Origin of the sequence: Mesorhizobium sp. M0208 (assembly GCF_040322015.1) — a bacterium.
Classification (GTDB): domain Bacteria; phylum Pseudomonadota; class Alphaproteobacteria; order Rhizobiales; family Rhizobiaceae; genus Mesorhizobium.
This window is the reverse complement of sequence record NZ_JAMYSP010000002.1, coordinates 185516-197667: the sequence shown is the minus strand read 5'-3', so window position 1 is coordinate 197667 and position 12152 is coordinate 185516. Positions and strand designations below refer to the sequence as shown.

8 protein-coding genes and 1 tRNA gene are annotated in these 12152 nt (G+C 64.3%); 6 read left to right on the top strand and 3 right to left on the bottom strand.

Going from position 1 to position 12152, the window contains the following annotated elements; translation table 11 throughout:
- Nucleotides 1–62 precede the first annotated feature (62 nt).
- Complete coding sequence (locus tag NKJ17_RS02985) at nt 63–1589, bottom strand: ABC transporter substrate-binding protein (protein WP_352686894.1); 1527 nt, start codon at nt 1587–1589, stop codon at nt 63–65.
- Nucleotides 1590–1697: 108 nt separating this feature from the next.
- On the bottom strand, nt 1698–3272 hold the full coding sequence (locus NKJ17_RS02980; protein ID WP_352686891.1) for a phytoene desaturase family protein: 1575 nt from the start codon (nt 3270–3272) through the stop codon (nt 1698–1700).
- A gap of 117 nt (nt 3273–3389) precedes the next feature.
- Between NKJ17_RS02980 and NKJ17_RS02975 the strand changes: the two genes are divergently transcribed.
- The 5 genes from NKJ17_RS02975 to NKJ17_RS02955 all read left to right on the top strand — a co-directional run bounded on the left by NKJ17_RS02975 (nt 3390) and on the right by NKJ17_RS02955 (nt 10324).
- The gene (locus NKJ17_RS02975; protein WP_352506100.1) at nt 3390–4181 is read left to right on the top strand and encodes a cyclase family protein; all 792 of its coding nucleotides are present in this window, start codon (nt 3390–3392) and stop codon (nt 4179–4181) included.
- Between the two features lie 312 nt (nt 4182–4493).
- Nucleotides 4494–6065 (top strand): phytoene desaturase family protein, encoded by a 1572-nt coding sequence (locus NKJ17_RS02970; protein ID WP_352686888.1) that lies wholly within the window; start codon nt 4494–4496, stop codon nt 6063–6065.
- On the top strand, nt 6065–6544 hold the full coding sequence (locus NKJ17_RS02965; protein ID WP_352455076.1) for a MarR family winged helix-turn-helix transcriptional regulator: 480 nt from the start codon (nt 6065–6067) through the stop codon (nt 6542–6544). The genes NKJ17_RS02970 and NKJ17_RS02965 overlap by 1 nt, the downstream gene beginning before the upstream one ends.
- Nucleotides 6545–6588: 44 nt before the next feature.
- Complete coding sequence (locus NKJ17_RS02960) at nt 6589–8742, top strand: thiamine pyrophosphate-dependent enzyme (RefSeq protein WP_352686885.1); 2154 nt, start codon at nt 6589–6591, stop codon at nt 8740–8742.
- Nucleotides 8735–10324 carry an indolepyruvate oxidoreductase subunit beta family protein gene (locus NKJ17_RS02955; RefSeq protein ID WP_352686882.1) on the top strand — a complete coding sequence of 530 codons (1590 nt, stop codon included), beginning with the start codon at nt 8735–8737 and terminating at the stop codon, nt 10322–10324. Before NKJ17_RS02960 ends, NKJ17_RS02955 begins: the two co-directional genes overlap by 8 nt.
- 192 nt (nt 10325–10516) lie before the next feature.
- Here NKJ17_RS02955 and NKJ17_RS02950 read toward each other — a convergent pair.
- A tRNA-Thr gene (locus tag NKJ17_RS02950) sits at nt 10517–10592 on the bottom strand.
- Nucleotides 10593–10933: 341 nt separating this feature from the next.
- Here NKJ17_RS02950 and NKJ17_RS02945 point away from each other — a divergent pair.
- Nucleotides 10934–12079: a hypothetical protein gene (locus NKJ17_RS02945; RefSeq protein ID WP_352686879.1), complete on the top strand. Its 1146-nt coding sequence runs from the start codon at nt 10934–10936 to the stop codon at nt 12077–12079.
- Nucleotides 12080–12152 lie beyond the last annotated feature (73 nt).

The window sequence follows — 12152 nt, the reverse complement described above, 5'->3', positions numbered from 1 at the left end:
TCGCCCGTGACAGAAAATGCGCGCCGTCATTCCGGACGGCGCGCGGCAAGCCGAAGACTGTCTCAGGCCGGGCTCATCAGCGCCGGCAACAGCGCGCCCGACACATGCTGCACGACATTGACGCCCTTGGCATGCACGATCGGCTGCGCATACTGGATCAGCGGCAGGACATAGGCCTGCTCGGCAATGTACTTGTCGACGGCCTTCCAGCCGGCAATGCGCTTGGCCTCGTCCTTCTCGCCCCACAGCGGGTTGATCATGTCGATCAGATCCTGACTGTCCCACACCGAATGCGGGCTCGGGCCATACATGGCAAAGCCGGTCGAGGTGGTCGGGTCGCCGATGGCGTTGCCCCAATTGTAGAAGGCGGCCGGCGCCAGCTTGTCGGCGGCGCGCAACTCATAGTGCTTGGCGATCTCGTAGACCTCGATCGTCGCCTCGATGCCGACCTTGCGCCACATGCCTACGATCGCCTGGATCATCTCGTAGTCCTTGGGCTTGAAGCCCTTGGTCGTCTGTATCGTGAACTTGACCGGCTTTTCCGGCGAATAGCCGGAGGCGGCCAGCAATTCCTTGGCCTTTTCCGGGTTATGCTCGGCTTTGATCGACGCATCGTAGGCGGCGTATTCCGGCGTCTCCAGCGTATCGATGGGCTGGCCGTAACCGCGCAGCAGCCGGTCGACCAAAAGCTTTTTATCGACCGCCATCACCGCTGCCTGGCGCACGTTCTTGTCCAGCATCACGTCGATGTCGTTGAAGAAGATCATGCCGATGTCGGAAACATTCTTGCATGAGCCGGTAAGTCCGTCCTTGGCGATCAGGCGGTCATATTCCTCATAGGGGATTTCGAGAGTCACCTGCGAGGAGCCGGACTCGATCTCGGCGACGCGGCTCGCCGCATCGGTGACGAACTTGATGGTTACGTTTTCGAAGGCCGGCTTGCCGCCCCAGTAGTTCGGGTTGGCCTTGAGCCGCAGGAAGGCGTTGCGCTCGAATTTGTCGACCATATAGGGCCCGGTGCCGATCGGGGCTTTCTCAAAACCCTCGGCGCCGACCTTTTCGTAATAGGCCTTCGGCATGATGTAGCCGGTGAGGAACGACATCCATTTGAAATACACCGGGTCGAATTGCACGACGTCGCCGGTGATCTTGTTGCCGTCGATCTTGAAGTTGTTGACGTTCTTCCAGACGAACTGGATCGGGTTGCCGGTCTTTTCATCGCCCGCCCGCTGCAGCGACCAGACCACGTCTTCGGCCGTGAATGGCGAACCGTCATGCCAGGTGACGCCCTCGCGCACCGTCATCATGATCTTGCTGCGATCCTCGTTCCAGCCCCATTCGGTGAGCAGGCCGGGCGCGAAAGAAAGGTCCGGCTTCTGCGGGATGAACTGGTCGAACACCGATTGGTAGAGACCCTGGATGGTCGGGTTGACCGCCGAAGGCCCGGTGGTCGGGTCCCAGGACGGTAGGTTGACGTTGTAGGCGATAGTCAGTTCGCCGGCAGCCTTGGCGATTCGCGGCAGGCCGAGCGCCGTGGCGCCAAGTGCGGCCGCGCCGTATCCGAGCAATTCTCGTCTGTTGATTGTCATGGTCGTTCCCCTGTTGCTTTTATGCGCGGTGTCGTTGTCAATCGGTGGGTTCAGGCTTCCTTGGGCAACCGCGCCTTGTCCTCCTTCACCCTGGATGAAAAATGGAGCCTACCTCCCGCCAAGTTGTTGTGCGAGCATGAAGCCCGACGCCGCCCCGGTGCCGGCGCCCGGCCATGTTGCCGCCCCGGTCAGGTGCAGATTGCCGATCGGCGTGTTCCAGCCGGCGTAACCGCGCGCCGGCCGGAACAGGAAATTCTGCACCAGATGATGGCTGCCGCAGACCTGGTCGCCCCCGACCAGGTTGGGATTCTCGCGTTCGAGGTCGATGGGCGAGAACACGGCGCGGCCGAGGATCTTCCGGCGAAGGCCGGGCGCATAGCGCTCGATAATGTCGAGGACGCGCTCGGCGTAGTGCTCCCTACCCTCGTCCCAGTGGGCCGGCGCGATCATGCCCGCCGCATCGCCCACAATCTCGGCCGGCAGCATGCGCACCTGCACCCAGAGCACATGCTTGCCGTCCGGCGCGCGCGACGGATCGATCGCCGTCGGCTGGCCGACGACCAGCACCGGCTCGTCTGGCAGCATGCCTGCCATCGCCTGCTGATAGGTTCGCGACATGGCGTCGAGCGACGGCGAGAGATGCACATAGGCGAACTGCCGAAGCTCGGCGCCGGCGCGCCAGTCCGGCAAATCGTCGAGTGCCAGATGGATCATCATCGTGCCCGGCGCGTGGCGGAATTTTTTCATGGCCGTGTCGAAGCCGGCGTCGCCCGATCCATTGGGCAGAAGTTTCCCGGTCAGCGCCTTGGGCGCGACACCGGCGATGACGGCCCTGGTGGCGGTGTGAGTCTCGCCGGAAGCGAGCCGCACGCCGATCGCCTTGCCGGCCGAAACCGTGATCTCGGCGACATCAGCCCCAGTGACGATCTTGCCGCCGGCGGCCGTGAGCATGCCCGACAAAGCGTGGATGATCGTGTCGGCGCCGCCTCTGCCGAGCAGCATGCCGAAGCACTGGTTGGCCATGGATTCGAGGTAAGGAAATACCGCGCCGCCAGCGATGTCTGGCGCGAAATCGAGATGCATGCCCCAGGTGGCCAGCGTCGCCCTGACATGCGGTGACTCGAAAGTCTGCTCGAGCCACGCGCGGGGTGAGGAAAGCAGTAATCGGCCGGTATCGAGCGCGCCGCCAATACCCTTCTTGCGCCAGAGCTTCCAGGCCGTGCCGGCGAGCGCACGCCCACTCATCGGCGAGCCCAGCAGCCGGAACAGATGCTCGGCCTCCGCCGGGAATGCCGCAACCAGACGGCCCCATGTGGCTGCGTCGGTCGCGGAGAAGGCGGCCATCCGTCCAGTGGTCTTCTCCAGGTCGCTGCTGACGCCGAACCAGCGACCGTCGGGGAAGACGCTGGCAAAACAGTCGGCCACCGGCACGAATTCCAGCCCGTGGGTTTTCAATTCATTTGCATATTTCTTGTGAAAGGCCGAGCCGGCGAACAGGCTCAGATTCATTGCGCCGAAATCGTGCCGGAAGCCTGGAAGCGTGAATTCACGCGTCTGGACGGCGCCGCCGATCGTTGGATTGCGGTCGAAAACCGCTGTTTTCCAGCCTTTGAGCGCCAGATGCGCGGCGCATGCCAGACTGTTGTGGCCTGCCCCGACAAATATGGCGTCGAACTCGCTCACGCCCCGTCCCATTTCCTTTATGCTTAAAGATAATTGCAGATGCATATGTTTTCGTCTAGTAGGATATTAAGGGCCGCGAGAGCCTTCAGAACCATCGAGAAAGAGGGAACAGAGACCATGGACACACAACAACTCCTCGGCGACGTCGCCGGCCAGCTTCTTTCAGGCGCCATCCAGGTGGTCGACCTGACGGCGCCGCTCGGGCCCAACACGCCGCTGATTAAGCTGCCGCCGGAGCTGGCGGTGGACACGCCGAAGGTCGAGATCCACGCCATCTCCCACTATGACAAGAACGGTCCGTGGTGGGCCTGGAACTGGCTGAAGCTCGGCGAACACTCGGGCACGCATTTCGACGCGCCGCAGCACTGGATCACCGGCAAGGATTATCCGGACGGTGCCACCGACACCATTCCGGTTCAGAATTTCGTCGGCCCGGTCAATGTCATCGACTGCTCGAAGCAAGCCGCCGCCGATCACGACTTCCTGCTCACCGTCGACCACATCAAGGCCTGGGAAGCCAAACATGGCGCTATCAACGCGGGCGAATGGGTGGTGATGCGCACCGACTGGTACAAGCGCAACGGCTCGGAAGCCGAGTTCCTCAACGCCAATGAGACCGGACCGCACACGCCCGGACCGACGGCCGAGGCCATCCAGTATCTGATCAGCAAGGACATCAAGGGCTGGGGCAGCGAGACGATCGGCACGGATGCTGGCAAAGCAGGGGGAATGGAGCCGCCATTCCCGGCGCACAGCCTGATGCACAAGGCCAACCGCTATGGGCTCGCCAGCCTGTGCAACCTCGACCGGCTGCCGCCGAAGGGCGCGATCCTGATCGCCGCACCGCTCAAGATCGAGCACGGCACCGGCAGCCCGATCCGCGCACTGGCGCTCGTGCCGAGACAATAGGGCAACTGGCGGTCTTCGGGAGAAGATCATGCTTGCAGGCAATGCTGTGGTGACGGGTTGGGAGCGGCAGTCTTGCAAGGCTGCGGCTCTACGGCGCCCTCCCCTGTCCTGCCGGACATCTCCCTCACTTGGGGGGAGATTGGCAGTTTCGGCGCCTCGCTCATTCCTGCGACGTAGGAGAGTGTCGAAGGCCGCGGTGACAGCCGTTCTCCCGCCAAGTGAGGGAGATGTCCGGCAGGACAGAGGGGGGCGCGAGGGAACGGCAATTCACGCAAATGAATTCCACCTTCCGCTCACCCGGAGCAACCCTCGATGAGCGATATCGATCACATCATCGTCGGCAGCGGCATCAACGCGCTGGTCTGCGCGGCGATGCTTGGCGGCAAGGAGGCGAAGGTGCTGGTGCTCGAGCGCAACAACCGCATCGGCGGCTGCATGCGCACCGAAGAAATCACCGCGCCCGGCTTCATCCACGACGTGATGGCGACGACCTTTGTCCTGTTCATCACCTCGCCGGCCTATGCGGCGCTGGGCAAGGATCTGGCGCGGCACGGCCTGGAGTTTTGCAACACCTCCACGCCGACCGGCGTGCTGCGCCCGGACGGCAGCCACGCCATCCTGCGCACCGATCGTATCGCCAATGTCACGGCGGCCAATGCGCTTGCCGCGGGCGACGGCGACCGGCACGCAAATGATGTCGGCGAGATCGAGCGCAATGCTGGCCTGCTGTTCGGTCTGCTCGGCGGAAGCCTGTGGTCTTACCCGACGGCAAAGCTGCTGGCGGGCGAAGCCTGGCGGCGCGGCCCGCGCGGCCTTGCCGCCTTTCTCGGCAGCGCGCTGGTGCCGGCGCGCGGTTGGTTGGAAAGCACCTACCAGTCGGAAACCATGCGCGCGCTGTGGGCGCCCTGGGTGCTGCATGCCGGCCTCGGGCCTGAGGACGCGTTCTCCGGCCAGATCGCCAAGGTAATCGCCTTCGCGCTTGAAGCGGCCGGCGCGCCGATCGTCAAGGGCGGCGCCAGGAATCTGCTGTCTGCCTTCGAAGCCCTGATCAGGGAACGTGGCGGCGAAATCCGCACCGGCGCCGACGTCGCGGCCATCGTCCAAAGCGGCGGCCGCGCCGCCGGCGTGCGGCTGGCTTCGGGCGAAACGATCAGCGTGAACAAGAGCGTCATCTGCTCGGTCACGCCGACCCAGCTCTACGAGCGGCTGCTCGGCGACGCGGCGCCGAAAGCCGACGTCGAGGCAGCGCAAAAATACCGCTATGGCAAGGGCGATTTCCAGATCCACTACGCCTTGGACAAGCCGCCGGCATGGCGCGGCGAGGGCCTGGACAAGGTCGCGCTGCTGCATCTGACACCGGGGCTCGACGGCGTCTCGAAGGCCTGCAACGAAGCCGTGCGCGGCATGCTGCCGGAGGTGCCGACCATCTGCGTCGGCCAGCCGCACGCGCTCGACCCATCGCGCTGCCCGGACGGCAAGGCGATCCTGTGGCTGCAACTGCCCGAGGCGCCACGCCATATCAAGGGCGATGCCGCCGGCAAACTGCAAACACCGGCAGACGGTCGCTGGACCGAGGCGCTGCGCGAAGCCTACGCCGACCGTGCCGAAGCGATCCTCGCCAGCCATATCGATGGGTTCAAGAACAGCGTCATCGCGCGCCGCGCCTGTTCGCCGGCTGACCTGGAAGCGATGAACATCAATCTGGTCGGCGGCGACCCCTATGGCGGTTCCTCGACCATCGACCAGTCGTTTCTGTGGCGGCCGCTCAAGACGAGCCGCAATCACGAAACCGGGGTCAGGGGTCTCTACCACATCGGGGCCTCGACCCATCCGGGTGCTGGCTTGGGCGGCGGCTCCGGCTTTCTCGTGGCGGGGAGGCTGTGATGGAACAGAAGGTTGAAAAACGCCAGCGCATCTCGACTTTGGGCCAGATCGGCCTGCAGCAGTTCGCGCCCTATCTGATGAACCGCATCATGGGCCGCTACAACGCCACGCTGCGCGACAATTTCCGCAAGCAAGGCCTGACCATTCCGCAGGTGCGCACGCTCGCCGTGTTGTCGGTCACCGATGGCGTCACCGTCAACGATCTCTCGGTCTATACCGTCATCGAGCAGTCGACCTTGAGCCGCACGCTCGACACGCTGGAGGGGCAAGGGTTTGTTCGGCGCGAGCAGGGGGTCACCGACAGCCGTATCCGCCATGTGTTCCTGACCGACGATGGCCGCGCCGAGTTCGCGCGCGCCTGGCCGGCCATGCACGATGCTTTCGAGGCAATGTTCGACGATGTCGACGATGCCGAATACGCGGCGCTGATCGCGACATTGCAGAAGATGCTGAAGAACATTCGCAAGCACGACATCTAAGCTTACGCGCCGCCGGATCCCGGCGGCAACGGAAGGAGTCCAAAATGGCCGAACGGTCTTTTGCCAAGGAAGTCGAAAAGCTCAGGCTCGGCGCCGGCGAGGAGTTTTCCGGCGAAGGCATTCTCGCCCTCACCAAGGCGCTGCTGCAATGCGGCGTCGGCTATGTCGGCGGCTATCAGGGTGCACCGATCAGCCATTTGATGGACGTGCTGGCCGACGCGCAGGATATTCTGGGCGAGCTCGGCGTGCATTTCGAGGCGAGCGCCTCGGAAGCCACCGCCACCGCCATGCTGGCGGCATCGGTGCACTATCCGATCCGTGGCGCGGCCACCTTCAAGTCTACGGTCGGCACCAATGTCGCCTCCGACGCGCTCGCCAATCTCGCTTCCGGCGGCGTCACCGGCGGTGCATTGATCATCGTCGGCGAGGATTACGGCGAAGGCTCCTCGATCATGCAGGAGCGCAGCCACGCCTTCGCCATGAAGAGTCAGGTCTGGCTGCTCGACCCGCGCCCGAACCTGCCGTCGATCGTCAAGACGGTGGAGGACGGCTTCGAGCTGTCCGAGGTTTCCAACACGCCGGTCATGCTGCAGGTCCGCATTCGCTGCTGCCATGTCCACGGCCATTTCATCGCCAAGGACAACAAGCGCCCGGCGATGACGGTGGCCGATGCGCTCGAGGCGCCGCGCCGCGACACCGGCCGCATCGTGCTGCCGCCCGCGTCCTTCCTGCACGAGAAAGAAAAGGTGCAGAAACGCTGGCCGGCGGCGGTCGATTTCATCCGTACCAATAAGATCAACGAGTTTTTCGGCCCGGAGCACGGCTCGGTCGGCATCGTCATGCAGGGCGGCATGTACAATTCGGTCATCCGGGCGCTGCAGCGGCTCGGCCTCGCCGACACCTATGGCGACACCGACGTGCCGCTCTATGTGCTGAACGCCGTCTACCCGCTGGTCGATGACGAATTCCTGTCCTTCTGCGAAGGCAAGGACGCCGTGCTCGTCGTCGAGGAAGGCCAGCCCAACTACATCGAACAGGCCTTTGCCGCGATGCTGCACAAGGCCGGCCGCGGCACCAAGCTCGTTGGCAAGGAACATCTGCCTATGGCCGGCGAATATACCGGCCAGGTGATGCTCGACGGCATCGGATCGTTCCTGCGTGCCACCATCCCGCATCTGCTGCCAAGCGAGGTCCGCGCGCCCAACAAGATCGGCGACGGGCTCGACACCGCCGACCTGATCAACGTCGTCCCGGGCCGGCCGCCCGGCTTCTGCGTCGGCTGCCCGGAGCGGCCGATCTTCGCCGCCACCAAGCTGGTCGAGCAGGAGCTGGGCAAGCACCACATCGCCTCCGACATCGGCTGTCATTTGTTCTCGATCATGCCGCCTTTCGAGCTCGGTGCCACCACCATGGGCTACGGGCTGGGGCCGGCCTCGGCCTCGGCGTTCAACTCGCCCGATGCCAAGCGCCGCTCGATCTCCTTCGTCGGCGACGGCGGCTTCTGGCACAACGGCCTGACGTCCTCGATCGGCAATGCCGTGTTCAACAAGAACGATGGCGTCATCGTCATCGTCGATAATTTCTATTCGGCGGCGACGGGAGGGCAGGATATCCTTTCCTCCCGCGCCGGCAACAAGACGAAGTCGACCAAGCATCCGATCACCGAGGCGGTGAAAGGCATGGGCGTCAAATGGCTGCGCCACATCGACCGCACCTATGATGTGACCAGGATGCAGGACACGCTGCGCGAGGCGCTGACGACGGACGAGAAGGGCCCGAAAGTCATCGTCGCCTCGTCCGAATGCATGCTCAACCGCCAGCGTCGCGAGAAGCCTTTGGTCGACAAGGCGATCAAGGGCGGTGAGCGGGTCGTCAAGCCGAAATTCGGCGTCGACGAGGACATCTGCACCGGCGACCATGCCTGCATGCGGCTCTCCGGCTGTCCGTCGCTGTCGGTGAAGTCGCTCGATGACCCGCTGCGCGATGATCCGGTGGCGCATATCGATCAGAGCTGCGTCGGCTGCGGCAATTGCGGCGAGGTTGCCGATGCGGCGGTGCTGTGCCCATCCTTCTACCGCGCCGACGTGGTGCATAATCCAAGCCGCTGGGACCGTTTGCTTGAAACCGCGCGGCGCGCCACGATCCGCCTCTTGCAGCGCCGCCGCGAAAGCCGGCGGCTGATATTTGCCGATGCTTGACGCTGTCCCATCAACCCGTTCCAAGGCCGGCGCGCTGGACGATGAGCGCGTCATAAAGCTTGCCGTGCTGGCGGTCGGCGGCCAGGGCGGCGGCGTGCTGGCCGACTGGATCACCGACGTCGCCGAGCGCAACGGCTACGTCGCCCAATCGACCTCGGTTGCCGGCGTCGCCCAGCGCACCGGCGCCACCATCTATTATGTCGAAATGTGCCGCGACACCGGCCGGCTGCCGGTCTTCGCGCTGTCGCCGTCGCAGGGCGACGTCGATATATTGATCGCCGCCGAACTGATGGAAGCCGGCCGCGCCATCATCCGCGGGTTCGTCACGCCGGAGCGCACCACGCTGATCGCCTCGTCGCACCGCATCGCAGCGGTCTCCGAGAAGATCGAACCCGGCGACGGCCGCGCATCGTCCTCGAAGGTGCACGCCACGGCTGAAGCCGCGGCCAAGCGCTTCATCGCCTTCGACATGGAGAAGATCGCCGTCGATAACGGCTCGATGATCTCGGCCAGCCTGCTCGGCGCGCTGGCCGGGTCCGATGCCTTGCCGTTCACACGCGAGAGCTATGAGCAGGCCATCGGCGCCGGCGGCCGCGGCGTCAAGGCAAGCCTCGCCGCCTTCGCCGCCGCCTACGATCGGGCGCGCGCCATCGCGAGTGCGCCTTCGGGCGACAAGACTGCACAGCCGGCGGCCGCTGAAACCCGCTCGGCCGCGGCGACAAATGTCAGCGGCCCGGAAAGCCTGTTGAAGGGCTGGCAACAACTGGCGGCGCGCGTCGCTGCTTTGCCTTTACCCGTGCACGACATGGCGCTTCGCGGCCTGAAAAAAGTCGTCGACTACCAGGACGTCGCCTATGGCGGCGAGTATCTCGACCGGCTCGACCGGGCGGTCGTCCTGGACAATGCCGACCACGACTACGTGCTGTCGATCGCCGCGGCCAAGCATCTGGCCAACGCCATGTGCTACGACGACATGATCCGCGTCGCCGATCTGAAGACACGCTCGACGCGCGACCAGCGCGTACGCCGCGAAGTCGGTGTCAAGCAAGGCTCAGTCCTGCAGGTGACCGAATATTTCCATCCACGCATCGAGGAATTCTGCGGCACGCTGCCGGCCGGGCTCGGCAGCTACATCGAGGACCGGCCGAAGCTCGCCGCCTTTCTCGACCGCCGCATCAATCGCGGCCGCCACATCCGCACCGACAGTTTCGCCGGCTTTGCCGCTTTGTGGTTCATCGGCGGCCTGCGCCGCTGGCGCCGCCGCCTGTTGCGCCACAAGGTCGAGACCGCGCATCTCGATCGCTGGTATGCGCTGGCGCTGGGCCAAGTCGGCCAGGACTACGCGCTTGGTACGGAGATCCTCAACTGCCGCCGGCTGATCAAGGGTTACAGCGACACCCACGCCCGCGCGCAGTCGAAATTCGACCGGGTGCTGTCGGCGCTCGACCTGGTCAAGGGCCGCCCGGACGCCGCCGACTGGATCCGGCGCCTGCGCGAAGCGGCGCTGAAGGACGAGAAGGGCGACATGCTCGACGGCGCGCTGAAGACCGTGGCGTCGCTGGGCGACAATCCGGTGAGGTGAGGCGCTCCTTCGACCCGGCTGCAACTCAGTCTGTCGTCCATGTCGCCTTCGACGCGGCAGTCTACGAAGGGCACCCTGGAAATCCGGACTGCCCGACGTGTCGGTTACGGACATGGATTTCGCTTATTTGGGCTTGCGTCCAAATAACTTTCTAACAGACAGGCTAAATTTGCCGGCAATTCCAAGGATAACTGGTGCCGCTTGCGTGACTCGAACACGCGACCCCATCATTACGAATGATGTGCTCTACCAACTGAGCTAAAGCGGCCCGGGAAGCCGTGCTTCCAAGATGGGCTGGGTGATAGACGCAACCGGCCGCGAATTCAAGATGGCTGCGCGAATTCAGGACGAGCAATTCGTCTCCGTCCCAGGCCGGGCGCAAGGGCAGCCGCCGCGCCGATGCGATGCCGTATCGGCAGGCCGCCCCGTCCGTCACGTCGGGGCCGTGACGGAAAAATCAGCGAAAAAGGTTGATTTCTTTACCGAAAACCGCCGAAATGAGCTTTGTATCCCTCGGCAAGGCAGAATGCAGCCGCTCGCTTGTTGATTGATTGGTCGCCTGCGGCTAACGATCATGACAATGTGAGTGGAATTGCAGAGGGAATTCGTTTGGACGCGATCGAAAAAGCGATCCGCAACGCCTTTGAGAAAGGCAATGCCGACGACCGGGCGTTTCGCGAGCGGGTCTACCGATCGGCTTTCGCGGCACTCGACCGTGCCCTGCAGGCCAATCCAAACGTCACCGTGGAAGTCGCCATCAAGCGCCGCAAGGCGGTCCAGGCGAAGATCACCGAAATCGAATCGGAATTCCTGCCGGCGGTTACCGACGTCGCCGCGCCGACCGACAGTTTGGAGGCAGCACCGGAGGTGGAGCCTCCGGCCGAAGCCGAGCCCGCGCCGTCGCCCGATGTCGTCGTTGACGGTCCGCCGCAGCCGCCCGAATCCGATGCGCCCCGGTCGCGCGTCCTGCCGGTCGTCCCGGACATAATGCCCGATGCGCCTGTTCCCGAGGCGCCGGTGATCGACATGGGGGCCTCGGCTCCGACCGAAGCCGAAACCGACGACGCGGAAGTGACGCCCGACCGCGACGACCGGCGGGCGAGGCGGCGGCGCCTGCCTTTGACCGCGATCTTCTTCGGCGTGACGCTGCTCGCAGCCGCCGGCATCGGCCTTTATTTCGCCAACCAGACCGGCGTCTTCAAATCGGCGACCGAACTCGACACGGCGCCGCCGGAAGCGCCGCCAACGGTCGACGGCGATGATTTCACGCCGGACAACACCGCTTCGCCGCCAAAGCAGGGCGAGGCGGACCAGGCGCGCGACTGGATCAACGTGTTTTCGCCGGGTGACCCGACGCAGGTCAATGCACCGTCGGACGCCAAGGCCGACGTTATCCAGGACGAAAGCGGTTCCTTCCTGCGCATCCGCTCGGGTGCATCCGGTTCGGCCATCAGCTTCGACGTCGGGCAAGGCGTGCTGGAAAAACTCGCCGGCAAGCATGCCACATTCGACATCATCGCGCGCTCCGAGGAGGGCCAGGAGACGCAGATTTCCGTCGATTGCAATTTCGGCGAACTCGGCGACTGCGGCCGCAAGCGCTATGCCGTCGGTCGCGAGCGCAATGAATATCTGTTCGACGTGCGCTTTCCCGACAAGCATCCGGGTGCTGCCGGCACCATCGCCATCAATTCCGACTTCGACAAGCAGGGCAAGTCGGTCGACATCTACGAGATTCGCGTCTCGGTCGTTCCGTAAAGCACGTCGCGTTCGGACGGGCCTCATGCGACGCAGTTTAGGTTCTTGTTTTGATGCATGTCGTTACCGCAAA